The organism is Bacillus sp. 1A (assembly GCF_052682215.1).
In genome coordinates this window covers 94413-120430 of the sequence record NZ_JBQYLZ010000001.1, presented here as the reverse complement: position 1 = coordinate 120430, position 26018 = coordinate 94413, and the positions used below count along the sequence as shown (strand labels likewise).

Sequence of the window (26018 nt, the reverse complement as noted above, 5' to 3'; positions counted from 1 at the left end):
TTTTTTACATGTCTACTTTATCTCAAACCACTCAACAACTAATCATGGTAGGGCAAATCTTAGAGAGCAGTTTAGAAAGAATTGAAAGGATTTTAACTACATATGATGCAGAAATTATTTCAGACAATGAGTAACGATGATGAGTTAAATACAAGTAGATGATGAGGTAAAATTCATAAGGGTGTATTTCTTTTCTGTTGAATTCATAACATTGTTACTTGGCTCAACTGAATTTTTTACTGAAACTCCTACATTTGCTACTTTATTAGGACTTTTAGGCTTTTTAGAGCAAATACGAACTGAACGTAAAAAGGAAATGAAAAAAATTAATCAAGTGTAAAACATGAAAGTCTAAACTAAAATCCTATGAGCAAACGTTGATAAATAGCCATTATCACAAGTTTTGTAGGTGCTTTCTTGTCTCAGCAAAAGGACAAGAAAGTCTAAACTTTTTGAACGTGAGACAAGAAACTCTAAACTACTTAAGCAGTAATTAACTACTCCGAAACATGTGGTGACATATATCGCTGCAACTCGTTAGAAAACAATTCTAGTTCATCAGAAATCAATAAATTCATAGCTAAAACGGTATCCTTTTTGTATATTTATACAAAAAGAATACCGTTTTTTCATTTTGGGGTATTTTTCTTTGTTAGCTTGATAGCGATGGGGCGGTACCCCTATTTGAAGTATGTTCTCACTTGGCCCCTATAATGTTAAAATTCATGCTGTTTTCGAAAAGGTTGTTACTATTCAACTAACGGTGCAGGTTAGTTTAACAAGAAGTAGTAAAATAGTTTTAATAAAAGCTGTTTGGATAAGGAGACAATATGGGTAAAATTGAATTTTTCCAAGACCTTGAGGAACTTGTTTCAGCGGGTGTCCAAACATCCGCTGAAACAAGTTAAAGCCTCCGAACGTAATTATGCCGAGGTATAATTGATTTTCCAGAAAAATTATTCAGGTATTTACCGATACACTTGATTCAATGAGTATTTAAATTTACTTAGTAGAAATGAGAGCTTTAATCATTTCGTTCTAGTAATCTTTAAAAGTTTTTGTCCTTTTAGTTTCTGTTTGATTTAAATGAATATCCTTTTTCTTTTTGGCGTTTTTTGTTAGTCTCTGCACCCGAAAGCCTTCCCTTTTAAATGTGCTTAGTGTATGCAATGTCTAACGGTCAAAAAACTGGATTCCGCTCAATTTAAAAGCATCTGAAAACGGAGAATATTCTACTAATCTTTTTGTTTCTTCAATATTTAAACGTTTAAAACGATTGTCAGATATACCATGTAAGATTGAAAAGGGTGGTAGGTTTTTAGCAGAAATCGTTTTTAGGAGAAGATCACTAAAATCTTCTGGACTTATATACGCGCTCATGTCTCGAGCTGAAAGTGGCTGACCCTCAGGCTTGTAATCGTCATAAGCACCAATACGGATAGCGATACTTTGTAACTGTTTCTCATATGCGAAGTATGATGCTAATGCTTCCACAAAGCATTTGCTAACCCCATACATATTCTTTGGTCTAACAGGTGAAGAATCATCTGCTTGAAAATCTAATGGATATCCTTCAACTGTTTGAGCACTGGAAGCAGCTACGACCCTAGATACACGGTTATCCGATGCTGCTTTAAAAATATTGTATGAACCTTTAATAGTACTTTCTAATAAAGAACTATAAAAATCTGCATTTGGAGAAGGATCTCCTGCTAAATGGATAACAATATCTATGTTTTTACATGCTTCCTGACATTCCTCTAAACTAGATACATCTAGATAAATAACTTCATGATCTGACGACTTCTTAAATTTTCTTAAAGGCAATAAATTAATATCTGCCAATCTTAATTGATAGTTTGTATTTTCCATTAAAGTATTAGTTATATGTTGACCAATTTTCCCAGCAGCTCCTGTAATTAAAATTTTTTTCACTTAATACAGCTCCTTTTAATCATTTATTAAATTTAAATCTAATTATAAGTACATGATTGTCATTAATACAGCGAATAATTATAATGAAGTACATGAAAAAAATTCTTGGGGGTCAACGATGAGTTTAGTTAAGTATGAAATTTTTAGTAAAGCAGCAGAGGTAAATAGCTTTACTAAAACTGCGGAAGAATTGGGATTAACGCAATCTGCTGTGAGTCATGCCATTACAAGTTTAGAAAAAGAGTTTAACTTTCCTTTATTTATTCGTAACAACTCAGCAATAAAGCTAACTCAGGATGGGAAGGATTTATTAATCACTATTCGAGAGATTCTTTATTATAACGATATGTTAAAGCAGGAAGTAAACGCTATTAACGGATTGAATAAAGGAACGGTAAAGGTGGGGGTATTTAGTAGCATATCTACAAACTGGATTCCTTTTATTATTAAGGAAATGGAGAGAGAATATCCTAATATAGAAATTCAACTAATTGAAGGGAATTATTCTGAGATAGAAAAATGGTTGCTAAATAGTGAAGTTGATTGTGGTTTTATTAATAATAAAACTACCTCATTACATTCATTTGAAATTGTAAAGTTAAAGTCTGAGCCACTTTTATGTGTAGTATCAGAGCAATCACCTTTACATAACAACAAATATCTATCGGTTGAAGATATAGAAAATGCTTCCTTCATTATGCCAACCTATCAATGCTTTGATGATATACAGTTATTTTTTAAAGAAAACAACATTGAGCCAAATATTCGATTCGAAAACATGAATGAAAATTCTATTTTTTCTATGGTTGAGAATAATTTAGGTATTAGCATTTTACCGGAAATGATTATCCCTAAAGCATTGGATTCCATAAAGGTCATACCACTTGAATTAGAACAAACCCGAACAATCGGATTAGCCATCAGAACGCCTAGTTCACCTGCAGTTAAAAAATTCACTGAGATTACTAAGAGTTGGGTAAAAACATGAGGCTATAGTTGATTAAATAAAATAATTTTAAAAGTCTTGTTACATAAACAGTAGCAAGATTTTTCTTTTTTATTAAAGGGTTTAAAAATTTAAAAATCTCAGATCCAAATTTTAATGGATGGGGGGAGAAAACTCCTATAATGGAAACTTACCTTTATTAACATGATATTTTATTGAAATTCAATAAATATAAACCTATTTCTAAAGGCTACGTGTAGGGAATTTAAAGGTTCACATACGAAATAAACCCTAACGGGTTTCACTTTTTTGAATTAAGCGGCTTGATTATCAGACATGGAATTGTAAACGACACCTAATATATCAAAGACCGTTTTTTTCTCATATCGATGAGATTTCCGCCCGTTTTGCTGTAGGAGATTGAACAGGCGAAGTAACACCTTTGATAGCTCTTGGGTGTTTTGTATAGTTTGGAATAGAAGAAGAAAATAGTCTTTAATCATATATATGGCTTTATACTCACTAAGCTCTCGTTTTTTCTTCATGAGGAGCAATTGGCGCATTTGAAACATGATAGAAGAACAGAATAGAATGGCAATCAACTGACCATATAAATGGAACTCCAATCGTTCTGGTTTTATCTTTTTACAATGATGAATTTGAAAGAATGACTTCCACGTTTTAAATAAAATTTCGATTTGCCAACGCAAAGAATACCAGTCATGTACCTGTCCCATCGGGACAATATCTGTAGGGGTGTTTGTCATATATACATTGATACCACTGAGTCGTTTGCTACGGGGAGAGTATTTCATTCCTTTCTTTTTTTCTCGTATAGCTTGATCCCGCAATCGTTTTTGTTGCTGTTCTTCTGTAAGTCGATGAACAATGACACGAGCTGGTACTTTATCGACCATTCCTACATAAGCATCAGATATTTCATATGTTTGTCCTGGCTGAAGAGAATTCATTACTACCTCCATATCTACCTGTTTATATTCTGTTCCCTTCTTTAGTTTTCCATTTTGATAATAAGTAGGATTGAGATTTTTTTGATAAATACGTGTATTAGATTTAATGCGAGAAATATAGTAAGCCTTTTTATCCTGTATATATTGAAGATCCTTCAGATGAAAATAGCCTAAATCCCGAATACACAAATCATTTTCTTTTACAGTGGGTACGCAAAGGGAACCGTAAGTACGATCATGTTGTTTCCCTGGTCCTGTATGAATATGTAGAAAATGCCCACTTAAAAGATTATACTCAAGTTGAATTTTCATTCCTGCAGTATGGCTGCAACCTCCCGCACTAGGATAAACGGATGAAAAAGGATCTGGAAGTTGAAATGCAGTTGAATCTAAAATACGAATACGCTTGAAAACAGAAGTATATGGAGAAGAAATCTGCATAGATGAGGTCAATTTTTTACTTAATAGTTCGGCTAGTAGGTGTTGTAAAAGTTGGACGGCCGCCTTATTAAATCGTTGATTCAGTCCCTCAGGACTGATAAGTACTGCTGTTGATGCTTCTAAACAGCTAGATAGTTGAGTTAAAGAAGTCATAGCTACATTTTGGCTCACCCACACACATAAAGCTATTAAATCTTTTGCTTGGTACTTACTGGTTCGTTGTACGAAACCAACATCTCTAGCAAGATCCCGTAAGGCATTTGGAGATAAAAATCTTTGAATCTCTTGAGCAAATAGTTGTAACTCGTCAGACACAGAAACAGACATAAAAAACGCCATCCTTTCCTATGATTCTACAGAAAGAATAGCGTATTTTTTCTTTTTATGGATACATTTTTTAGCTCGATAGCGATGTGGTGGTGCCTCAAATATAATTATTTTATTTGAAGGTCTCTTTTAAATTTGTTTCAAATCTTTTCATAGGTTGGTATACAAGAACGTGTAGTGATAAACCTATCACTGCAGTAATTTTTAAAATAATACTTATAATCATTAAAGACCATTCTATAACTGGAGAAAAGTATCCATTCGTACTTAATGTAGAAGAACTTACACCAAGTATTAAAATCACTATTAGTAAAGGTAAGTTTTTAACCAATTTGAATCTCCCTTTAAATACAATATCTTTATATTATCATATAACGCACTAGGTTGTGTAATTAATATAAGATAGTTATCTATGGGAATTTAACATGTTTTTTCATTTTGGGGGTGACCTATTTTGTTAGCTTGATAGCGATGGGGTCCCACCACAAAACGCGAATTTCGTACGCTAAGCAAAATTCTACAAAAAAAATCCGATTTTCTGTACGCTAGGGAAATCGGATTTTTTCTTAATTAACCTGTTCAAACCATACTTTATGAAGCACCTATCTTGTCTGAGTCAATTTCCTTTTTCTTATAAGGAAGCAAATCTTTAAAAATCAATACACCTATTACCAACAGACCTATACCAACTAATTTGTTCATTTGAAAAGGTACTTTCTCCACTCCAAATAATCCAAAAGTATCTATACATAATGCAATTACCAATTGAGTTATAAGACTGATTAATACAGTATAAGCTGGACCTAATAGCCTAACGGCTCTCATAATACAAATGACTAGCCCAATACCAAACATGCCACTTACATAATATAAATTATTTGTGGTGTGATAATTAATGAAAACACTCTTTTCTGTAATAACATGGAATACAAATGAGCTCATAAGCCCTAAGCCAAGAACACACGAAGTTGTTAACCAATGTCCTATATTTTCATTTACCTTTGCATTAAAAACAGATTGCAAACTAACTAACGCGCCTGCTAAGACTGCAAAAATTAATCCTATCATGATTTTTCTTCCTTTCTAATTATTCATAGATGTTATTCTTGGCAATTTCTTTCATTCTAAAGAAATCTTTAATTAAAATGGCTCCATTTTTCTTTTCAATTAGATTTTCTTTATAAAACTTTTGCAACACTCGAATTACATGTCTGTAGCTTACTCCTATAAAATCTGCAATACTTGATATAGATACAGAATCTATATCTTCTTTGTATACTTTCCCTGTACTATCCGTTGATATGGAAAGTAAATAACTAGCTACACGTACCTCTACAGGATAGAGCAAATTAAGTGCCGTAAAACCAGTCGATATTTTTAAAGTACTTGCTATGTTCTCAAGCAAAAAACTCATAAATATAGGATCATGCAACATCGTTTTCCTAATGACCTCAAAAGAAATGGAAATTGTTTCTACATCAGAACATCCTTCAACGACATTATGTGCTTTACTATTTTGTATCAATTCAATATCTCCGACAATTGCTAAAGGATTTATAAAGCGTAAGATCAGTTTCTTGCCTTCAGGTGTGATCGTATAAACTTTCACTTTTCCTTTTACGACAAAATATAAACGATTAATCTCATCATCTTTATCGCAAATGTTAGTACCTTTTTTGAAATGATTTACCTGAAAATGTTCTATATTCATTTTTGAAAAAATATCAAAGATATTATAAACTTTCAAATAATCAATAATTGAGTCTGATTTATTATCCATTTCCAACACCTTCTTTCACTTCTACACATTAAAAACAAGAATACCTAGAATCATAATTATTGCTCCCACAATATGATGACTTTTCATCGGTGTCTTGCCAACATTGAACAAACCATTGATTTCAATTAAAGTAGCAGTTAATAATTGAGCAATCATGAGTGTTCCAGCCGTTAATGTAATCCCCATTGCATAAATAGAAATTGTTTCCGCATAAATAATAACAGCTCCAAATACGCCAGATGTTAAATACACTTTTTTTACACCTTTTAAATCTATTACAGTTCCTTCTTTCTTTATAAAAAATATAGAGGTTGCAATAATAAATCCAATTAAGTGTGTCATAATACTTGTCGACCATATACCGATATCGGAACAAAGTTTTGCATTAAAAGTACCTTGAAGTGTAATGAATGTTCCTCCAATAATTACAAATAAAATTCCTTTCAAAAAATCACCCCCATTTCCTTTATACATAACGTAATTAAAAACTAAAATGCTTCTAGGAAAAAGGACAATTGTCACATCGTTATAAAAATTTTGATACTCATTGTAAAAATTTCTATCCATTTTGTTCCCATAGGCCCATATATAACCCTATTAAGAAATTACCAAAAACGACCGTTTAAGGAACTCTATTTAGTTCTAACAAAACTTAAAAAATACGGTCAAAAACTAGTTCTAAAAATAATTGCCAAAAACAAAGTATCATAACAAACATCAAATACCGTTTAAGGAACCTTCTTAACGTATGAAAAAACCAAGTTTTTTAAAGAAATAAATCCTTAGCGTACGAAATTCGCGTTTTGTTGGTGGGACTCCCTAATTAATTCGCTTAATGGATTCGGTCTCGTCTGTTTTGGATACTATTTTATGTGCAATGGAGATATTATTTTTATTTCGAATAGATTTCTTGCGAAATATGTACTTAGAGCAGTATTTCGATTTAAATGTGATACGATAGTGATATATTCGTTTTGCTAGTAAAAGGGGATGAGTGTCGATGAAAAACCACATAAAAGTAAATGGAAAAATCCTTCAAACAAATAAAAAATGGTCACATCTCAAGCAAAGACAAAGACAACATATTTCTAATTGGTTACGTAGAGAATATACACAGTTTGTAAAAACACATTATAGAAAACCTAGAAAGTATGAACATGATGAGATTCTTCATGAAGTGATGAATCAAATACAGGAACGTGAAATTTGGATTCCTAATGGTGAAGTAAAAAGATATTATCTAAGCAAAATAGGAAAATGGTTTAGAAAAATAGAAAGTGAATGGGAATCACAAATATCCAACAGTGAAAAGCAGCAGGTATTAGAAGAAAAGTAAATACAAACAAACCAGGGGGGCGCATTTCATGTTTAATTTACAAGAAGATATGTATGAACAATTGAAAAAGAAAAAAGGGGCAGTTACAGTATTTTTAAAGAATGGCGTTCCAGTACGTGGGAAGATCCTTGCAACAGATAAATTTACCGTCCTAATGATGGTTCATGGTAAACAACAACTAATCTACAAACAAGCAATCTCTACACTTGCTATGTAATACATACTGGACTTATGTAAATATTTCTCAATATTATATTATTACTATATAAACTATAATATAAGTAATTCTTTTTATTGTTTATATTTTGTTATTTCCTGTTGCAGAATCCTTATAATATATAAGGATTCCTTTTTTTGTATCAAAAATCTACAAATAAAAAGATAAGATCGAGAATACTATCTTATCTTTAACAAATGGGGTAAACAATGGTGATAACCATCATGTTATTATCATATATCATCTTTTATTGATTTTGAATATTAGAACTACAATCAACAAGTATATCTAGGAGTCCTGCCATCAAAACGCGAACTTCGTACGCTAAGGAATTATTAAGGAAAAAAACGTTGTTTTTACTACCCCTACCATATATTGGTTAATTGTGATAAGATAGTTTAATAGTTTCAAATATACCAATTAAAGGGGATTGAGATATGTTTAAGAAATTATTAGTAGCGGGTTTAGCATTCGCAGCAGTAACAAGTACTCAAGTTATTACAGCAAACGCAGCTTCAGTAGAACCACAAAAAAGCTTTGAAATTTCACAGAGAGCCTCCGTTCCATTTGTACCTAATGCCTGTATAACTATAAAAAAAGTTATACAATCACCTAATAATACTAGAGATTATTGGATCTTAGAAACTATGAGTGGAAGTGAATTAAGGTTAGAACAATCAAACCAAGTAGGAGGATGGTTCAAAACGATCCGAAATGGTTCAGAAATAGAAGTTATGACATCTCCTACAATGAGTATTATCTACGGTTGGAGAATACTTTAACAATAAAAGTAGGTAAAGAAGAGTAGCGAATGCTACTCTTCTTTTGGTTTGGCTTTGAAATGAAGTTGAACTGTTTTTAAAAGTCCTTAGCGTACAGGCGAAATGTCAGTGGTACCCCATTGCCATCAACTTAAGAATTTTATAATGCCCCCAAAACGAAAAAATGAGCTGACTTTTCAGATTATCTATCTGTAGAGAAAGAAAATTTTCATTTAGGGGGTACTTCAAAACGATAGAAATAAGTCTAATTATTATAAAAGATAAAAATATTTGTTACGAGGGCGTCTAAGATATCAATTTAATGGCTATGCAGTAGTCCCCATACCCATTAAACTAAATATAAAAAGTACCGCTAGAAGGTTTACTGTTTAATGCTGACGAAATTTATGTAGAAAATTTCGTCGTGAGGAGAAGATAACTTGAACATAGAAAAGGTTTTTGAGTATGAAATGGATCAAGAGTTAAGGCTGGCTATTCAAAGATTATTAGTAGAGTGTTTTGAAGAAAGTTACCCGCGGGAAAGAATCTATTTTAAACAACTCCCGCATTTTAGAATATTGGCTTTAACTGAGAAAAATCAACTTATTGGTCAGGTAGGTTTAGATTATAGAGTGATGAACTTAAATGGTATGCCTATAAGAGTTCTTGAAATTATTGATTTATGCGTATCAAGAGAAGCTCGTTCTCAAGGAATAGGAAACTTATTGCTTTCGGAAATAGAAAATTTCTGCGAGGGTAAGTCTATTGACTTTCTACTCTTATTTGCCGATAACAAAAGCTTGTATTTGAAAAAAGGATACAAATCGGTAGAGAATAAATGCAAGTGGCTTAAAATAGATGAACAAAATCAGACTACTTTCAGCATAGGAAGTGAAGTTGTAAACGAACTTATGATTAAGGAAATGGGAAATGGGAAATGGCAGGATGGAGAGTTAGATCCATTAGGCTATCTTTATTAGACTAAAGGTACGTAAGTTGAAAAAGGTGTCCTAACTCATCGCGATCAAGCTAAGGTTTCACACTACCCATAAAGCAAAAAAGACATTATCCTTCCCTATGATTCTACAGAAAGAATAGTGTATCTTTGCATTTTAAGGAAGTTTAGTTTTGTTAGTTTGATAGCGATGTGATGCTACCCCAAGCAGCACTCTGCGCCATTTTCTTAACTCTCTCGTCAATATCCTGATATGCACTATTTCTGCTACTTACATCTGCTTTTGCGGGTGCGGATCCAAAAATTAATCCCATACTCATAGTTGTTGCTACTAATGAAAACATTAATTTTTTCATGAAATTCCCCCTCAATTTCTATTTTATGTAACTTCAATTACAATACTAGCAATTGTAACATCTTTACGCAATTTTCCATGAAAACCCTCATTCTTTTAACACATTGAATATATTTTTTACGCTTTATAATATAATTAATTATAGAAAATAGTTAATTTTCCTATTTATTAGGTAATTTAGTCAAGATATGTGTAAAACTATGTCACAGAAATATATTATTTACTAACTAACATTTTTTTAGGTTCTAAGAGTTTTAAAATTAAGCAAGGTATTTTACTAGGGTGTTGGATCATGAAAGAAGTATATGATGATGAGTTAGAAGATTTACCAATTTCATCTTAAGAACTTATTGAAACAGAGAAACGTGAGATTCCGGAAGAAGATTTAATGCCTAATATTAGCTGGGAAGAATTACTGAATCTGAATAGAGAATGTGATTTCTATCACTCTGATAGAATGTTTACAATGAGTTTCTTAGCAAATGAGGGAAGATATAATGTAGGGAACATTAACGGTGAATGAAAAAGATACAGTGAAACGGTCTTTAAAGGAGAAGCAACATTTTCCAAATGGGATGATTTAGTATTTATTGGGACGGCTAAACAAGGAGGAGTTGAAGGAAAATAATTTAACCAAGAAGAAATGATGCAATTTGCAGTGTATATGCGAGAAAAGAGAGAGAAGTCATCATTGCATTAATCAAAAGAAAAGCTATTAGGGGACAACATATTATTTTTATTCATTAAAAAATTCATATGATTTTCATAAATGTTTTCTTTAAAAGGTAATATTTGTTATATGATAAATTTGTCAAAGCAGTTTCTAAATAGTTTACCCTGTCATTTCTGTTAAGACGATTTGTTTTGCCCTTGTAGTTACAAGTTCTCTTTGTTTTTCTAATAGAGATATGGAAACGATTCTGGGTATGAGGGGTCACTGGTGTCTTTTCTTTGTTTGAAACATATTCTGTCAAAATACTTGTATCTTTGTTGATTTACGACTCACATAAACTAACAAACTTCGTATATACAATTTGTTATCCTAAATGGGTTAACAATACGAACAGTTATAGGAGGATTTTGTGAATGGTAAAAACAGCTTGTGTAAGTATTATTACTGGAATTCTTTTAATATGTTCAACAGGATGTGCCACTCAAACTGATTCCATCGCAGCTAAAACTCAATCAACAGATGGCACATATACAACAAAAGATATCACAGACACATTTCCTGTAGGGACACCCATAACTACTTACATTCGAAAAGAAGAAAAACTGAACGTAAAACATCTCACCAGTATTACGCTTACAGATGGTGGCGTTGCTAGAGTTTTGGAAGCAACAGATGGTTTTGTTGTCGTATGTGGGAATGAAAAAGGAGTTTTTGATGTGTTAATATTTAAAACTATGGAAGATGTAAAGAAATATGAACAAAGTTTGGCGCTATAATTAATACCCTTCTGGCACCCTCACAATATACAGTTGAATTTATTCTAGATTACTTAAACAAGCTCACCAATATAAAATAGCCCACCTATTTCCGTAGGTGGGCTATATCTTTATTACACAATACCAAAGTATACTCTCTTTTTCTCATAAACTTTATGCAATTATACATATTCGAAAAAATTACACCAAATAAATATTACATATAGTAAAATATCAATTGTGGATACGTTCTATAAAGCAGATTCCTTTCAAAGGCGTAACATATCAATTATTTTAGAAGATAGGGCGTCACTCTAATAACTGATCTCAATTCTCTTGTATTTTGTGTACTGACAATCTGATGTATATAGATGATTCTGTTTTATAGGATGTGTTTGCAGGTATAACTACGGGTACATTTATAGTAAATGAACGTGGTTCAAGTCGCAGGGAGGGACCTTAGGGTGTCTTTTCTTTATTATCAACTATTTAAAGTTTCTTTAAATTATTACATGACATATGTTTTTTGTACCACGCTTTATTGATACATTTAACCTTCACAGGTGTTGAAGGTTTAGACTTATCCCTTAGTGTAGCCATATCATTAGAATATTCTACAATATTTAGGCAGAATGTAGGATGCACCATATTATTCCGGGAAATTTGTAGGTTTGGACAAAAAATAACCGATTCCCTGTACAATTAAGGAATCGGTTATTTATTTTATATTAGATGCTATTACCTATTGGTCTATTCTTTCAATTGTAGGCTTAACAGCAATTGGTGGTAATGACGCAGTCCAACCAACTGCATATACATTTAATTTTTCTCCTATTGTATAATGGCCACTATTAGAAATAGGAACTCTTAAAATCTTATTTTGAGAAACTAATTCCCACCAATTATTCTGATAAGAGAGTGCCTCTTCTTTCGTCAAAGTATCAGCAACAATTAAGTAATTATCGTCTGCTGATATAACATAGCCCGTGAAAGGTATTTGAATTCGTACTTGTTCCTCTTTAATTGAAGAAAAAGAAGTATTGTTTGTAGTATCTGCAGAAGCAGGTGTTACGCCGAAAATAAATCCGCATCCTAATGCTAATGTTGTAACTACTGTTACTAATTTTTGTTTTTGGTTAAACATAATAAATATCCCCCTTATATTTTATCCTTACACTATCCACTTTCTATTTACATACATATAAAGCCTTTTAATATTAAGATGTTTAACAAACTCGTCACAAGTAACCCATAAATGTTAATATTATCTATTATTGGGAGTGAATTTATGTTATAATTCACTAGGTGAACTATTATTGTTCCTTTCATCTCTTGATGAATGTATGCCCTTCCTTAATTGTAAATATGTTTGATTTTATTGGTGAAGAGGGAAAATACTCCTCTTCTTTTTTTGCTCTTCATGAATAAATATATCTCACCTGTTATATAAAAATTTATAAAAGAAGGATTACTTATCCATTTCGTAAATCCTTTCTTTAGATTATAAGAGGATGTTATTCTCCTACAAAAATAGTAGAAAGTATCTATACTAAACATTAGAAATTTTTTGTAAGGATATTATCAATATACTATTCTAATTAATGATGATAATTTGAATATAAGCGTTATAGTTGAAGAAATACAATTATGAGAAATGCACCTTCGTTACTACAGATAATTGCATAGTGGTTTTTTACTATAATTATTTAAGGAGGCATTTAAAAGATGAAACGATTTAATCATTCCGTTATTATGAATAAATTTATGGGGATTACATTAGCTAGTGCAATTGGTTTTAGTGGCTTTGGTGTTTGTGAAACAAGTGTCCATGCTGCGAAACCTACAAATGATGTAGTCATAAATCAGATGGTGAAAGTTGAAGATATGTCAATCAAACAATTACAAGAAGCCATTCAACAAAAAAATGATCCATTTATTAATCAGGTGAAAATATTTATAAATAAACATTTTCAGGAAGCGGAATTTTTATGGGGAACAGTAAGTAATCAATTAAAAACTACTATCGTAGATTTATTAATAGGTGATGAAAAAGATTATTCTAAGAAGGTAGATGCTGGTCTTAAAAACCATTTTAAAGAAGTACCTGCTTTATTAAAACTAGCTAGTCCTGGATTTTTAAAAGATTTAATTAAGTTACTGGATTATTTACCGGAGTAAGTTGAAGAACACTTTATTTTAGTAATAAGAATAGAAATAATTATTACGTATTCGGTTGTGATTAAATAAAAGGGCATCATTCTAATTAGAATGATGCCCTAATCATGTTATTATACATTTCTTACGGAAATACAATATTCTCTCTCCTGAAGGTTTTTCTTAGGTGGGAGAGCATTCATACATCTAAGAACATATTAGGGGGCACTATATCATTTCGGGAAAATTGTACGTTAGACATAATTGGGGTACCATCACATCGCTATCAAGCTAAGGTTTTGAAGTACCCCCTAAACAAAAATTTTCTTTCTCTACAGGTAGTGACTTTGAGAAGTCAGTTCATTTTTTTTCGTTTTGGGGGCGTTTATTTTTCTTAAGTTGATGGGCATGTATGGTGACCCCTCTTATGTAGCTTTTGAATAAAGTCTGATTAAATTAACTTACTAAACCTTGATAAAAGAGCGAATAGAAAAGTTTGATAATTTTTGTGAACCTTACTCAATTAAAGCGCCCGATTGCGGAAAATATGTAACTTCCTTTTATATATTGCTCCAAAGAAAGTAACTGAATTATTGATTTAAATCCATATATTATTTTCAGCAGTTAGTTTCACCAGTGTTGACTACACCTTTAGGCTCTACCAGCATTATATGGCATTCCTTTTCAGCATAAGGCTTATGCTCCACACCTTTTGGTATCACATACATTTCTCCTTTGGAAAGTTTAACCTGTCCATCGCGAAATGCTATGGACATCTCGCCGTCTATCATGATGAATACCTCATCGGTGTCTTTATGCTCATGCCATACAAAATCTCCCATAATCTTAACTAACTTAAACTGATAGTCATTCATTTCACCAATGACTTTGGGCGACCAGTGTTCACTGAATTTGGACAGTTTCTCGCTTAGACTAATAGCATTATAATTGATATAAATCCCCCCAGAACTATTCTTATCCTTATTTTACAACTTCGATAGATTAATTACTATTTTGATTAAAATTTCAAAAGTTTCTGCTGATCTTCCACAAGATGGCCCGATTGTTGAACAAAGAAATACTCTACAAAACAGGTCTTTTTATCAATCTTTATTATAAATTATCAATCTTTTTTTAAAATCTTTGAACTTTATTACAAATTATCAATCTTTATTCTAAACCTACATCTTACATATTATTTATAGATTAACCATATTAATGATGAAAATTTTACGTTTAAAAAAGATTTGAACTAAGTTTAAGCTTTTTATTCTCTATAAACTAGTTAAACACCATACTAAAAAAACAAAAACCAGTTTATAAAGGTATACCTTTATAAATGTTTTTTGAGCTGAATTCTCATAAATAACTGTATAAAAATAAAGTACTCGTTTGGTGGATTTGATTTCATTAAGTTGATGGTTATGGGGTAATTAAGAATCTTAGCTTGATATTGATGTGGCGGTACCTCTATTATTGTTAGAATTATATAAATAGTTTAAAATATAAAAATCTTATATTACTGGATATGAGAAGTAAAAGTTGAAATTATTAGGTGTTATTAAGATCTTGCGCTCGTAATAGCATTAGCAGTAGAAAATATTTCTCAATAATAAAATGAAGAGAAATATATGAAGGAATAGAATAGATTAGTTTATAATAGATATTGATTAACATAATTAATTATTAATTTAACTATATTAAATGAAAAGGAGAGAGTGTAATGGCGAATGTACTCGTAATAAATTTTCCTGGAGAAGGTCATATTAATCCGACGTTAGCTATTGTTAGTGAATTAATTCAGCGTGGAGAAACAGTTGTTGCATATTGTATTGAGGATTATAGAAAGAAGATTGAAGCAACAGGCGCTGAATTTCGAGCATTTGAGAATTTTCTTTCACAAATCAATATTATGGAACGAGTGAATGAAGGTGGTAGTCCTTTAACGATGCTATCTCATATGATAGAAGCATCAGAACGTATTGTTACTCAAATTGTAGATGGAACAAAAGGAGACAAGTACGATTATTTGATATATGATAATCATTTTCCAGTAGGACGTATTATAGCGAATATCTTACAATTACCAAGCGTTTCTTCCTGTACTACTTTTGCTTTTAATCAATATATTACATTTAATGATGAACAAAAATCGAGACAAATAGATGAAAATGATCCACTATACCAATCGTGTTTAGCTGGAATGGAGCAATGGAAAGAGCGATATGGAATGGACTGTAATAGTCTATACGATATTATGAATCATCCTGGAGATATTACAATTGTATATACTTCTAAAGAGTATCAGCCGTATTCGGATGTATTTGATGAATCGTATAAATTTGTCGGTCCATCAATTGCCACTCGTAAAGAGATAGGAAGTTTTCCTATTGAAGATTTAAAGAACAAAAAAGCTGTTTTCATTTCTATGGGAACAGTTTTTAATGAGCAGCCAGAGTTATATGAGAAATGTTTTGAAGCTTTTAAAGGTATCGATGCGACTGTTATATTAGTTGTTGGGAAAAAAATAAATATAAACCAATTTAAGGATATTCCCTATAACTTTAAAGTGTATAATTATGTCCCGCAATTAGAAATATTGAAACATACTGATGTATTTGTTACACATGGCGGTATGAATAGCTCAAGTGAAGCATTATATTATGGTGTTCCGTTAGTTGTAGTTCCAGTGACAGGAGATCAACCATTAGTTGCAAAACGAGTAGCCGAAGTAGGGGCTGGAATAAGACTGAATCGTAAAGAATTAACGCCGGAATTGTTACGTGAAGCTGTAAAGAAAGTAATGGATGATGCAACATTTAAGGAGAAGAGTCGTAAAGTCGGAGAGTCGCTTCGAGATGCTGGAGGATACAAAAAAGCTATTGAAGAAATTGAGAAATTTGTTTCTAATTACCAAATTTCAAAATAATATAAATTTCAATCTAAGATGACAACCAGAAATCTACTCTAAATAAAATATATAGAAATGGAGAGATTTTTATGTCAAAAGCGATAGTTATAAATTTTCCAGCTGAAGGTCATATTAATCCTACAATTGGAGTTGTTAAAGAATTAGTAAATAAGGGAGAAGAGGTTGTTTATTATTGTGAAGAAGAATATCGATTTAAATTAAAAAATGTGGATGTTCAATTTCGAAATTATGGGGGAATGTTAGAAGAAATTAATTTAAAAAATAGAATGAAAGATATGTTTAATCCGTTACAAATGATATATAGATTTTTAAGAACAACTGAGAAAGCAATTCCCTCTTTATTAGAGAGCGTCAACCGTGAAAAATTTGATTATATGATTTATGATCAGCATTTCATTTTAGGTAGAATTTTAGCTGAAATATTAACTATACCTACAGTTGCATCTTGTACAACATTTGCAATGACTAAAGAGATGTTGGAAGGCATGAAAGAAAAATTTAAGGAAATAGATGTAAATTCTACTTTGTATAAAGAGTGTAGTACGATTATGAATAGAATAAGTAATCGGTATAGCGTAAAAATTCATTCATTAGAACAACTTTTTCACTATGAAAGTGATATGACTTTAGTCTTCACTTCAAAATATTTTCAACCACATTCGGATTCTTTTAATGATCATGTAAAATTTATAGGACCTTCTATAATTACTCGAAATGAAGAAATGAATTTTCCTTTATATAAGTTAGAAGGAAAATCCGTTATATATATTTCAATGGGAACAGAGTTGAATAAACAATTAGAATTATATGAAAAGTGCTTGCAGGCATTTAAAGATTTTAATGGGATTGTTGTAATTTCAATAGGTAAAGAAATTGATATAATGGATTTTGGTAACATACCTTCTCATTTTATTATTCGTCCTTATGTGCCCCAACTAGAAATCTTAAAATATGCAGATGTATTCATTACGCATGGAGGTATGAATAGTGTAAGTGAAGGATTATATCATGATACACCACTTGTTATTTTACCAATTACTAATGATCAACCTTTTGTAGCAAAAAGAGTAGAAGAATTAAACGCTGGTGTAGTTTTAGATCATAAAAGTGTTACAGTATCCGAATTAAAAGGAGCTGTAAATACATTTTTAAATAATTTTTCATATAAAGAGGCGAGTAAATTTATTGGCCGAAGTTTACGAGAATCTGGAGGATATAAAAGGGCAGTGGATGAAATATTTATTTTGAAAAATAAAGCATATATCATTAAGTGATTAACGATATATATGGTTCTATTAGAAAGTTTGAGTATGCTTAAATTACTTTCATATATCAAATTTTGCTTAGCGTACATTGTCGTTAAAATGTTGGCGGTACGCCAGTAATAACTAATGATTGTTCAGAATGTAAAAAGGTACGTATGTTGAATTTGTAGAAATCGACTATTACGGTTGGGAAGATGAAAAACCTAAACATAGAGGTGTTTACATTTTTAAGAATGATAAGTACGATAGAATCGATCTGTTCTTTGGCGAATTTGAATTAATTGATGTTAGGATAGTGACTCCAAAGTACGTTAATTAATCCTAACAAATGGGTGCGTGATACCATTAGAGCATAATAATATGTGCAGAAGTACCTATAAATATCAAAGGTGCTCATTTTACTATATCTAGACCTTGCTATTTTGTGTAGCAAGGTCTTTTATTTTATGTTCTATTTATGAAAGTGAATTTTGTACGATAGAACATTTTCAATGCTCCTAGAAATCATAGCGGTACTTTTTGGTTATATAAGGTAATATCATATAGGAGTAGAAGCCATGCATATGATAAAAAAGAACAATTTCAGCAGGAATCCTGATTGTTCCTTGAAATGTGTCCTATATTTGCACCAGAACGGTTCAGTTGAAGGAAGGAACCTTATAGTATCTTTGCAGCGATTTTATTTATATAATTATATTATATAAATAAAAAGATAATAGAAGGGTAAGTGAATATTATAATTAATTTTGAACCATTTAATCCAACAATAAATGACATAGCAATCAAACTTGCTATGGTACTGTTTATACCGTTATTCTTAGCATTGCTTGTCAAAGTCATACTTATGAAATTTATGAGAGAATCAATTGCTGGCAGGCTAGCCTATCTATCTTGTCTATTTTTTATGTACTATGTATTTAAATTTGTTACAGAATAGAAAGGCATCTTAGGATGCCTTTTCTTTATAAATAAAAGTAACGTAGTATTTAGACCTATAAGTTCACACAAGATTACATGTATTTAGTTCTGTAAATCTATAAAATTTTAGTTTGGATTTTCTTGGCCCAATCAGGTACCAAAAATGAAAGTTTAGACTTTCATGTCTTTGTACAAGGTAAAAGGGGAGTTCTACTTCCCATCTCCTCAAGTATTCGTTAAATTCTCATTTAACGAACACTTCTTTGATAGTAAATTACATTACTTTCACTTTTAAACATACATTGTTCAAAATGTGCTATATCAAGGTCATACATTGTATTTTTTATACTGGTTTAGTAGAGTTTGTTCTTTACTATTGTTTTTGGAAACTGGTACATCGATATTTGAATATTTACTTTTTATAATTTGAATTTTATTAAATATAAAAATCGGTAGGAGAAAGTTGACTTTGCGATAAATATATACATATAGAATCATAATAAAACTTTGTATTGTAAAATAATTTAAAGGAGTGTTTTTTTATGAAAGGTAAAGTAGGAGAAACAAAAAGAAGAGAAAAATTAGAAATGATTTTTAATTATCCTATAAAAGGAGAAACCTATTTTCATGGCCCCTCTTATAAATGGAAACAAGTTGTATTTCAACATTATAGTAAAATCATACAAAAAGAAATGACGGTAGAGGAGCTTATCATAATACTTCAAAGAGAAGATGTTCACTTTACACAATCTTCTTCTCTAGTTACCTACCCAATAATTGAATTTATAAAGCTTATCGCAAAGTACTATAAAGAAACAATTGAAAATTGAGTTTATAAGCGTACATGAAATAGAAGAGTCAATGAACAGACTTTTTTACCACATACTTTAAGCAATCATATTTTTCCTCAATGAAAAACATAAGACTTCTAAGGAAAACTATTAAATAAAATAATAGGATAAGAGTTGTATCAATTTGTCGATATTTTTCGTATCTTAATAATGAGAGTTACTATTTTAGGACTCTACGTACATATGGAAAAAAGGTTTTTTATTATAGTAAAGAACTTTTTTATTTACAGACATTAGTACTGTCACCTTTCTGTGATGACTTTTTATTTTGTAGGACTTTTCCCTTTTCTGTCGAATAGATAGAGTGAAGAGAAGGAGGAGTTAGTATGGATACTATAAGAGATGCAGTCAGCGAGATTAAAACATTTTTTTATACAATTGAAAGCCCAACGAACGGAATCGAGTATTGGGAACTTAATTTAACCTATTACAATGATTCCTTTTATGGCGGAGCTAAATGTACTAATTTCAATCTTCATGTAGGCTGGAAAAATTTAAAGGTACAAGATGATAAATCAGCAGCTCAAATTATAATTAATAAAATTAAAGAGAATCTACTTTAAGTCAAAAAGCATTCGAAATGGGTGCTTTCTTACGATTAGTCAACCTATATTTTTAGATTTTTAATGGACTGGATATCACAAAATATAGGTATCCATTTTTATGCATGCAAAATACCCCTAGCAGGGATTCATTTTTTTACTAGGGGCGGATATGGTATTATGAATGAAACTATGATGTTAGGCTGCTAACCGATAATCATAGTGTATATTGTGTGTAATAAGGTGAAGGAGAAGTTTCAATAACTTATTTACACATGCAATGGACGCAACTTTATGACATTTGTTATAGGGTTGCGTTTTTAATTTATCGTAGTACTCTATAATGTGATTTCGTCCGTAACGCCGTAGTTTAATCATATTTTGGATGATTAGGAAAAGTAATTTCCGTAAATGTTTATTTCCACGTTTATTAATTTTATCTTTATAAAAAGTTTTACCTGATTGAAAGCGACGTATATCAATACCGGCATAGGCATTCAATTGCTTGTTATTCGCAAAACGAGTTATATCTCCTATTTCAGCCATTAAGCGTACCGCTGTATTTGGTCCAATTCCGGGAAGACTCAGAATGATACTATACTCTGCACGTTGTTCGGCTATAAATACCATCTTGTTAATACAACATTCCTTTTGTTGAAGTAGTTCTTGATAACGTTTTGCGTATGCTTTAAGTTGACCACACAAGACATCATTTTGAGAAACAGCTGGATAGGAGTTTTTCGCTATTTCAAGTATTTGAGTGGCTTTTTTCTCTGCCATAATATTTGATATTTTTTTATTGGTATTAGCACGAATACGATTTTTTATAATCGTTTTAGAAAGACTTAAAACACAATCTGGATGGGGGAATAGTTGAACAAAATTTAAAAATAACTCAGATTTACTCGTGAACATTTTTTCTAATTCAGGAAATGTTAATTGAATAACTTTATGCATACGACTACGAATCACTGATAATTCTCCATCTAGTTCGCTATAGAATCTCGAAAGAGATTTTAACTGATGGAATATGTGATTCGTTCCATGAGATACCCTTCGGGTAGCTGTAAAGTGGGTAAGAGCTAGGCGATGTGCATCACTTCGGTCCGTTTTATGAATCCGTAAGGAATCACATTGTAGTTTTGCTTCTAAGGGATTTAATAGACAATATGTATACTGATTATCCTGCATAAATCGTTCTAGCTGTCTAGAATAAATTCCTGTTGCCTCGAACACAATTTCAGGTAATTTACCAGTTTTCTCGGTAAGCTCATATATCTTTTTTTGTAGCTCTTTAAAATCAGGCTTCAAATGTTGGATTTCCTTTTCAAAGATACATTGTTTTTGTGCATTATAAATTACCATATAACTTTTACCCATACTGATATCAAAAGCAATTACATGTCTCATAAAGTTCCTCCTGATGGAAAATTGAAGTCTTCATCTTACACTTATCGATTCCCATTTCTTATACACGATCTCGAGGACCAACATACTAAAAACTGATTCAAATAAGGTAAGTGAAGAAGGTCAGTTTTTTTTACGGATTCAAAATCCCAAAGCACCCACGACCCTTTCTTCACTTCTACTATATAAAAAATAGTAGTGCGAACCAATGCCTTGGTCTGCACTACTAATCTTAGTATGTTTTCTTTGTTATATAAAAATTATAAAATAAATATATTTAGAAGTTAATTTAGGCATAATAAAGACATTACTTCATATAATGAAATAGAAAGTTTTTCTGACATGCAGCTGGTACCCCTACGTTTTATTTGGCACCTGAATAAGGTGCTTATTTTAATGCGCATTTTGAGAAGGACAAGCTCACTCGCTTATATCCTATTTCAATACTCATTTAACACCTTTTTTCTAAATAAGTATATCTGTTTCCGTAGGTACTCTCTTTTTATTGGATAAAGCAGATATTTGAATAGGATTATATTATGTATATAACAATTACTATATTAAAAGTGTTAGCGCGATATGGTTGGTATCTCTTTTGTTGTTAATGAAAAGCGTACTGCCCATGTTTTAATGAAATATACACCAAGTAAATTTATTTCTTTTAGGATATATAGAATAGCTTGAAATATATCCTAAACTTATCTTTAAATCATAGTCTCAATTGGAATTAGTAGTAATGAGTTTTGAGAATTCCTTAAAGTATAAAAATGTTAACATTCCCCCTATAAAGCGAGTTTTTACATGTACTAAAGGTAGGATAAAACTAATACTATAGATTAGGAACAAAAGGAGGGGGCTTATGAGTCAATATCGTATCATTGGAAAAAGTATTCCCAGGAAAGAAGTGATGGAAAAAGTAACGGGACGAGCAAAGTATATTGACGATGCAAATGAAATAGGAATATTGCATGTAAAGCTTTTAACTAGTAAATATGCACATGCGTATATAGAGGGCATTGATGCAAGTAATGCTTGGAAAATAACAGGTGTAAGGAAGATTATCACAGGTAAAGATTATCCTTATCTAGTTGGTAGTAGTATAGTGGATCGGCCACCTCTGGCTTTTGAGAAGGTACGATACTTTGGTGAACCAATTGCCATGGTGATTGCAGATAGTGAAGCAGCTGCCCAAAGAGCAGTTTTTTCAATACGTGTAACGTACAAAGAAATTCCTGTTGTCAATTCTCCTATACAGGCATATCAAAACAATGCTCCTCTTGTTCATGAGCGTTTAGGAGAATATAGAATCATAGAGGAAGCATACCCAGAACCCAATACAAATATTGCCACGCGGACAAAAGTTCGGAAGGGTGATATTAAGAAAGGATTTAGTGAAAGCGATATAATTGTAGAAGAGTTTTTCTCATTTCCACAATCTGATCATGCGGCAATGGAAACGAGATGTACAAAAGTAGAGATTAAGCCGAACGGAGTTGTTCTTGTAACATCTACATCTCAGGCACCCTTTGAGATTAGGAAGCAGCTGAGTGACGCATTTCATATAGATGAAGGCAAGATACATGTTCAAGTACCTTTAGTAGGCGGAGCATATGGCGGGAAAACCATGGTGCAACTTGAAATCTTAGCCTATCTTGCTTCCAAAGCTGTAGGAGGAAGAAGGGTAAAACTTCGTAATAGCAGAGAAGAGGATTTTATTACTTCCCCCGTTCATATTGGTTTGCAAGCAAAAGTCAAACTAGGTTGTACGAAAGAAGGGAGCTTAAAGTCTGCGGAATTCCTTTTTTTATTTGATGGTGGAGCTTATGCGGATCGAGCTGTTGTTGTCAGTAAAGCGGCGGGTCTAGATTGTACAGGACCTTATTCAATTGAGCATGTAGGGTGTGATTCGCTTTGTATGTATACAAACCATCCTTATGCTACAGCATTCCGTGGATTTGGACATTCTGAATATACTTTTGTTGTAGAGCGAACAGTAGATATTATGGCTAACAAATTAGGTATGTGTCCACTTGAATTTCGATTAAAAAATGCAATCCAACTAGGAGATACGACACCTACACAAGTTCCGGTAACAAGAAGCAATATGGGCAATCCGAAAAAATGTTTAGAAAGATTAAAAAAACTAATAAATTGGAATGAAGGGCAGTATATCCGAATTTCAGATAGAAAAGTCCATGCAAAGGGAATTGCTTTTGCATGGAAAAACTCCACAACACCATCAGATGCAGGTGCAGGTGCGTTAATAACGTTTAATGAAAACGGAAGTGTAAATATCTATTGCGGTGCAGTGGAGATTGGAACGGGTACAAAAACTGTGCTTGCGCAAATGGTAGCAGAAAAAATGAAATTGAAGATGGAAGATATACATATCAAAATGGAAGTGGATACACAAGTTGCACCAAAGCATTGGAAAACAGCTGCAAGCAGAACTACATATTTAGTAGGAAATGCAGTGCTAGCAGCAACAGAAGATATCATTTCGCAGTTGAAAAAATCTGCCTCTATTTTATTAGGGTATCCGATAGAGAGCTTAGAAATTGCTAATAAACAAGTATATGTCAAAGAATCTCCTGATCTTTCTATAGAAATAGCTCATATTGCGTTAGGATATGTCTCCTCAAACGGACAAGTAATTAACCAACAGATTATAGGAAGAGGAGCATATACGTTTGAAGGAATCACAGAACCTGATAAGGAAACTGGAAAGGGAAAATCAGGCCCGGAGTGGGGAATTGCAGCACAGGCGGTCGAGGTTGAATTTGACACGCAGGATTATACATATAAATTAATTCGTGCTTTTAGTGTAATAGATGCTGGAAAGGTATTAAATTTGAAAGGAGCTGAGACACAAATAATGGGCGCAATGAGTATGGGACTTAGCTTTGCAACAAGAGAAGCATTCACTTATGACAAAAAAGGAAAAATATTAAACAATCAATTTCGTTCATATAAAGTAACCCACTACGGTCAACAACCCGAATATAAAGTAGAATTTATAGAAACTCCTCATGACGATTCTCCGTTTGGTTCCCGTGCTCTTGGCGAACATGGCATCCTTGGAATGCCAGCGGCTCTTGCAAATTGCTTATCAGTTGCAGCGCAGGTTTCTTTGCATCAGTTACCGATTACTCCAGAACTAATTTGGCGAACGAAACTGAAAAAGGAGAATCCTTTATTATGATTCCATCTGACTTTGAATATTACCACCCCCACTCTATAACAGAAGCATTACAACTATATTCTAAGCTTTATCAAGAAGGGAAAACGCCGATATACTACAGCGGTGGAACTGAAATTATTACCCTCGGTAGATTAGGGAATCTTTATCCCAAATCTGTAATTGATATAAAGGAAATTCCGGAATGTAATGTGCTTGGAAGGTATCAGCATTATGTAGCTCTTGGTTCAGCACTTACTTTAACTCGTGTTTCGGATTCAAATGTGTTTCCACTTTTGAGTAAAACAGCGTCAAGAGTAGCAGATCAAACGGCACGGAACAAAATTACGTTGGGTGGAAATATTGCAGGAGAAATCTGCTATAGGGAGGCAGTACTTCCGTTTCTATTAGCAGACAGCACTTTGGGAATTGTAGGAATGAAAGGTATACGTTACGTCTCTATTCATTCACTATTTATAGAAAGACTACGATTAAGTAAGGGAGAATTTCTTTTACAAGTTTTAACTGATATAGAGTATGTCGGACTACCTTTTTACAGTGTGAAAAAGAGAAAACTTGAAAAAATTGATTATCCATTAATTACGCTGGCTGCTTTGAAAAAAGGAAATAAAATCCGTATGGCGTTTAGTGGATTATGCGCTTTTCCTTTTCGTTCTACTGCTATGGAAATTGCTATCAATAATAATCAAATGTCAGTTGAAGACAAGATAGAACATACTGTGTTAAATATTCCAGCACCTGTACTAGATGATATTCGTGGATCTAGAGAATACCGGTTGTTTGTTTTAAGAAATATATTACGGGACATGTTAGAGCATTTTGAAGGAGGGATATTTTGATTAAAAAGCTTACCTTTTATATAAATGGAGAAAATCGACAGGGAATAGTGAGAACAGCTGATACCCTGTTAGATACATTGAGAGATCAATTTAATCTAACAGGTGCAAAACGTGGATGTGAAAATGGGGACTGTGGAACTTGTACGGTTTTAGTGGATGGGTGGCCGATAAAATCTTGTATCATGCTTGCAGTAGAAGCAACAGACAAAAGGATAACAACAATTGAAGGTTTACATGAATCTCCTGTACAACGAGCATTTATAGAACATTGGGCATTTCAGTGTGGGTACTGTACGCCCGGGTTTATTGTAAACTGTCATGCTCTTATAGTAAATCATCCAAAAGCAACAGACAAAATAATTGAAGAGTGGTTAGAATCAAACATTTGCCGATGTACAAGTTATCAAGAAATTAGAGAAGCGGTAAAATCCCTACTTCAAAGTTAAAGGAAAGGTGAAT

General features: G+C 32.2%; 25 protein-coding genes and 2 pseudogenes. 17 read left to right on the top strand and 10 right to left on the bottom strand.

Annotation, left to right across the window (positions count from 1 at the left end; all coding sequences use genetic code 11):
• Positions 1-8 precede the first annotated feature (8 nt).
• Positions 9-134, top strand: coding sequence for a hypothetical protein (locus ACUN0F_RS00655; RefSeq protein WP_445538989.1), 126 nt, complete (start codon positions 9-11; stop codon positions 132-134).
• Between the two features lie 1039 nt (positions 135-1173).
• On the opposite strand, the gene ACUN0F_RS00650 is transcribed toward ACUN0F_RS00655, so the two are convergent.
• Positions 1174-1935, bottom strand: coding sequence for an NAD-dependent epimerase/dehydratase family protein (locus ACUN0F_RS00650; RefSeq protein WP_445538988.1), 762 nt, complete (start codon positions 1933-1935; stop codon positions 1174-1176).
• Between the two features lie 118 nt (positions 1936-2053).
• Between ACUN0F_RS00650 and ACUN0F_RS00645 the strand changes: the two genes are divergently transcribed.
• On the top strand, positions 2054-2923 hold the full coding sequence (locus ACUN0F_RS00645) for a LysR family transcriptional regulator (protein WP_445538987.1): 870 nt from the start codon (positions 2054-2056) through the stop codon (positions 2921-2923).
• Between the two features lie 272 nt (positions 2924-3195).
• On the opposite strand, the gene ACUN0F_RS00640 is transcribed toward ACUN0F_RS00645, so the two are convergent.
• The 5 genes from ACUN0F_RS00640 to ACUN0F_RS00620 form a co-directional block, all read right to left on the bottom strand.
• Positions 3196-4620: an IS4 family transposase gene (locus tag ACUN0F_RS00640; protein WP_445538986.1), complete on the bottom strand. Its 1425-nt coding sequence runs from the start codon at positions 4618-4620 to the stop codon at positions 3196-3198.
• 112 nt (positions 4621-4732) lie between these two features.
• On the bottom strand, positions 4733-4951 hold the full coding sequence (locus ACUN0F_RS00635) for a hypothetical protein (protein ID WP_445538985.1): 219 nt from the start codon (positions 4949-4951) through the stop codon (positions 4733-4735).
• A 260-nt stretch (positions 4952-5211) separates the two neighbouring features.
• Positions 5212-5688, bottom strand: a complete 477-nt coding sequence (locus ACUN0F_RS00630; protein ID WP_445538984.1) for a DMT family transporter — start codon at positions 5686-5688, stop codon at positions 5212-5214.
• Positions 5689-5707: 19 nt separating this feature from the next.
• Positions 5708-6400, bottom strand: coding sequence for a Crp/Fnr family transcriptional regulator (locus tag ACUN0F_RS00625; RefSeq protein ID WP_445538983.1), 693 nt, complete (start codon positions 6398-6400; stop codon positions 5708-5710).
• 21 nt (positions 6401-6421) lie between these two features.
• Positions 6422-6847, bottom strand: coding sequence for a DMT family transporter (locus tag ACUN0F_RS00620; RefSeq protein ID WP_445538982.1), 426 nt, complete (start codon positions 6845-6847; stop codon positions 6422-6424).
• A 553-nt stretch (positions 6848-7400) separates the two neighbouring features.
• On the opposite strand from ACUN0F_RS00620, the gene ACUN0F_RS00615 reads away from it, so the two are divergent.
• The 4 genes from ACUN0F_RS00615 to ACUN0F_RS00600 all read left to right on the top strand — a co-directional run bounded on the left by ACUN0F_RS00615 (position 7401) and on the right by ACUN0F_RS00600 (position 9694).
• Positions 7401-7736 carry a hypothetical protein gene (locus ACUN0F_RS00615; RefSeq protein WP_000788513.1) on the top strand — a complete coding sequence of 112 codons (336 nt, stop codon included), beginning with the start codon at positions 7401-7403 and terminating at the stop codon, positions 7734-7736.
• A 28-nt stretch (positions 7737-7764) separates the two neighbouring features.
• Complete coding sequence (gene hfq / locus ACUN0F_RS00610) at positions 7765-7953, top strand: RNA chaperone Hfq (RefSeq protein ID WP_445538981.1); 189 nt, start codon at positions 7765-7767, stop codon at positions 7951-7953.
• A 437-nt stretch (positions 7954-8390) separates the two neighbouring features.
• Entirely contained in the window at positions 8391-8735 is a 345-nt protein-coding gene (locus ACUN0F_RS00605) for a hypothetical protein (RefSeq protein WP_445538980.1), read from the top strand.
• A gap of 419 nt (positions 8736-9154) precedes the next feature.
• Entirely contained in the window at positions 9155-9694 is a 540-nt protein-coding gene (locus ACUN0F_RS00600; RefSeq protein WP_445538979.1) for a GNAT family N-acetyltransferase, read from the top strand.
• A 151-nt stretch (positions 9695-9845) separates the two neighbouring features.
• On the opposite strand, the gene ACUN0F_RS00595 is transcribed toward ACUN0F_RS00600, so the two are convergent.
• Positions 9846-10025: a hypothetical protein gene (locus ACUN0F_RS00595; RefSeq protein ID WP_445538978.1), complete on the bottom strand. Its 180-nt coding sequence runs from the start codon at positions 10023-10025 to the stop codon at positions 9846-9848.
• A gap of 282 nt (positions 10026-10307) precedes the next feature.
• Between ACUN0F_RS00595 and ACUN0F_RS00590 the strand changes: the two are divergent.
• Positions 10308-10724: pseudogene (locus ACUN0F_RS00590) on the top strand (hypothetical protein); the annotation flags it as partial.
• Positions 10725-11110: 386 nt separating this feature from the next.
• Positions 11111-11473 (top strand): hypothetical protein, encoded by a 363-nt coding sequence (locus ACUN0F_RS00585; protein WP_327988394.1) that lies wholly within the window; start codon positions 11111-11113, stop codon positions 11471-11473.
• Positions 11474-12194: 721 nt separating this feature from the next.
• Here the strand turns inward: ACUN0F_RS00585 and ACUN0F_RS00580 are convergent.
• Entirely contained in the window at positions 12195-12596 is a 402-nt protein-coding gene (locus tag ACUN0F_RS00580; protein WP_327988395.1) for a DUF3221 domain-containing protein, read from the bottom strand.
• Between the two features lie 581 nt (positions 12597-13177).
• On the opposite strand from ACUN0F_RS00580, the gene ACUN0F_RS00575 reads away from it, so the two are divergent.
• Entirely contained in the window at positions 13178-13630 is a 453-nt protein-coding gene (locus tag ACUN0F_RS00575; protein WP_445538977.1) for a hypothetical protein, read from the top strand.
• Positions 13631-14204: 574 nt separating this feature from the next.
• On the opposite strand, the pseudogene ACUN0F_RS00570 reads toward ACUN0F_RS00575, so the two are convergent.
• Positions 14205-14559: pseudogene (locus tag ACUN0F_RS00570) on the bottom strand (cupin domain-containing protein).
• Between the two features lie 770 nt (positions 14560-15329).
• On the opposite strand from ACUN0F_RS00570, the gene ACUN0F_RS00565 reads away from it, so the two are divergent.
• The 5 genes from ACUN0F_RS00565 (at position 15330) to ACUN0F_RS00545 (ending at position 20135) form a co-directional block, all read left to right on the top strand.
• The gene (locus ACUN0F_RS00565) at positions 15330-16535 is read left to right on the top strand and encodes a macrolide family glycosyltransferase (RefSeq protein ID WP_445538976.1); all 1206 of its coding nucleotides are present in this window, start codon (positions 15330-15332) and stop codon (positions 16533-16535) included.
• Positions 16536-16606: 71 nt separating this feature from the next.
• Complete coding sequence (locus tag ACUN0F_RS00560; protein ID WP_445538975.1) at positions 16607-17812, top strand: macrolide family glycosyltransferase; 1206 nt, start codon at positions 16607-16609, stop codon at positions 17810-17812.
• Positions 17813-18530: 718 nt separating this feature from the next.
• On the top strand, positions 18531-18740 hold the full coding sequence (locus tag ACUN0F_RS00555) for a hypothetical protein (RefSeq protein ID WP_001021331.1): 210 nt from the start codon (positions 18531-18533) through the stop codon (positions 18738-18740).
• Positions 18741-19263: 523 nt separating this feature from the next.
• Positions 19264-19551, top strand: coding sequence for a hypothetical protein (locus tag ACUN0F_RS00550; RefSeq protein ID WP_327988401.1), 288 nt, complete (start codon positions 19264-19266; stop codon positions 19549-19551).
• A 347-nt stretch (positions 19552-19898) separates the two neighbouring features.
• Positions 19899-20135: a hypothetical protein gene (locus ACUN0F_RS00545; RefSeq protein ID WP_000379739.1), complete on the top strand. Its 237-nt coding sequence runs from the start codon at positions 19899-19901 to the stop codon at positions 20133-20135.
• A gap of 177 nt (positions 20136-20312) precedes the next feature.
• Here ACUN0F_RS00545 and ACUN0F_RS00540 read toward each other — a convergent pair whose 3' ends face one another.
• Complete coding sequence (locus ACUN0F_RS00540; protein ID WP_445538974.1) at positions 20313-21524, bottom strand: IS110 family transposase; 1212 nt, start codon at positions 21522-21524, stop codon at positions 20313-20315.
• A gap of 856 nt (positions 21525-22380) precedes the next feature.
• Here ACUN0F_RS00540 and ACUN0F_RS00535 point away from each other — a divergent pair.
• The 3 genes from ACUN0F_RS00535 to ACUN0F_RS00525 are packed head-to-tail and all read left to right on the top strand — an operon-like array spanning position 22381 to position 26005.
• Positions 22381-24723: a xanthine dehydrogenase family protein molybdopterin-binding subunit gene (locus ACUN0F_RS00535; protein WP_445538973.1), complete on the top strand. Its 2343-nt coding sequence runs from the start codon at positions 22381-22383 to the stop codon at positions 24721-24723.
• Complete coding sequence (locus ACUN0F_RS00530; protein WP_327988461.1) at positions 24720-25559, top strand: FAD binding domain-containing protein; 840 nt, start codon at positions 24720-24722, stop codon at positions 25557-25559. The genes ACUN0F_RS00535 and ACUN0F_RS00530 overlap by 4 nt, the downstream gene beginning before the upstream one ends.
• Complete coding sequence (locus tag ACUN0F_RS00525) at positions 25556-26005, top strand: (2Fe-2S)-binding protein (protein ID WP_000592340.1); 450 nt, start codon at positions 25556-25558, stop codon at positions 26003-26005. Before ACUN0F_RS00530 ends, ACUN0F_RS00525 begins: the two co-directional genes overlap by 4 nt.
• Positions 26006-26018 lie beyond the last annotated feature (13 nt).

Excerpts from the sequence above, each read along its gene's own strand:
- ACUN0F_RS00535 (WP_445538973.1), top strand. The coding sequence starts at position 22,381 with ATGAGTCAATATCGTATCATTGGAAAAAGTATTCCCAGGAAAGAAGTG.
- ACUN0F_RS00645 (WP_445538987.1), top strand. The coding sequence starts at position 2,054 with ATGAGTTTAGTTAAGTATGAAATTTTTAGTAAAGCAGCAGAGGTAAAT.
- ACUN0F_RS00615 (WP_000788513.1), top strand. The coding sequence starts at position 7,401 with ATGAAAAACCACATAAAAGTAAATGGAAAAATCCTTCAAACAAATAAA.
- ACUN0F_RS00625 (WP_445538983.1), bottom strand. The coding sequence starts at position 6,400 with ATGGATAATAAATCAGACTCAATTATTGATTATTTGAAAGTTTATAAT.
- ACUN0F_RS00540 (WP_445538974.1), bottom strand. The coding sequence starts at position 21,524 with ATGAGACATGTAATTGCTTTTGATATCAGTATGGGTAAAAGTTATATG.
- ACUN0F_RS00630 (WP_445538984.1), bottom strand. The coding sequence starts at position 5,688 with ATGATAGGATTAATTTTTGCAGTCTTAGCAGGCGCGTTAGTTAGTTTG.
- ACUN0F_RS00530 (WP_327988461.1), top strand. The coding sequence starts at position 24,720 with ATGATTCCATCTGACTTTGAATATTACCACCCCCACTCTATAACAGAA.
- hfq (WP_445538981.1), top strand. The coding sequence starts at position 7,765 with ATGTTTAATTTACAAGAAGATATGTATGAACAATTGAAAAAGAAAAAA.
- ACUN0F_RS00640 (WP_445538986.1), bottom strand. The coding sequence starts at position 4,620 with ATGTCTGTTTCTGTGTCTGACGAGTTACAACTATTTGCTCAAGAGATT.
- ACUN0F_RS00585 (WP_327988394.1), top strand. The coding sequence starts at position 11,111 with ATGGTAAAAACAGCTTGTGTAAGTATTATTACTGGAATTCTTTTAATA.
- ACUN0F_RS00655 (WP_445538989.1), top strand. The coding sequence starts at position 9 with ATGTCTACTTTATCTCAAACCACTCAACAACTAATCATGGTAGGGCAA.
- ACUN0F_RS00575 (WP_445538977.1), top strand. The coding sequence starts at position 13,178 with ATGAAACGATTTAATCATTCCGTTATTATGAATAAATTTATGGGGATT.
- ACUN0F_RS00595 (WP_445538978.1), bottom strand. The coding sequence starts at position 10,025 with ATGAAAAAATTAATGTTTTCATTAGTAGCAACAACTATGAGTATGGGA.
- ACUN0F_RS00550 (WP_327988401.1), top strand. The coding sequence starts at position 19,264 with ATGAAAGGTAAAGTAGGAGAAACAAAAAGAAGAGAAAAATTAGAAATG.
- ACUN0F_RS00580 (WP_327988395.1), bottom strand. The coding sequence starts at position 12,596 with ATGTTTAACCAAAAACAAAAATTAGTAACAGTAGTTACAACATTAGCA.
- ACUN0F_RS00605 (WP_445538980.1), top strand. The coding sequence starts at position 8,391 with ATGTTTAAGAAATTATTAGTAGCGGGTTTAGCATTCGCAGCAGTAACA.
- ACUN0F_RS00560 (WP_445538975.1), top strand. The coding sequence starts at position 16,607 with ATGTCAAAAGCGATAGTTATAAATTTTCCAGCTGAAGGTCATATTAAT.
- ACUN0F_RS00545 (WP_000379739.1), top strand. The coding sequence starts at position 19,899 with ATGGATACTATAAGAGATGCAGTCAGCGAGATTAAAACATTTTTTTAT.
- ACUN0F_RS00565 (WP_445538976.1), top strand. The coding sequence starts at position 15,330 with ATGGCGAATGTACTCGTAATAAATTTTCCTGGAGAAGGTCATATTAAT.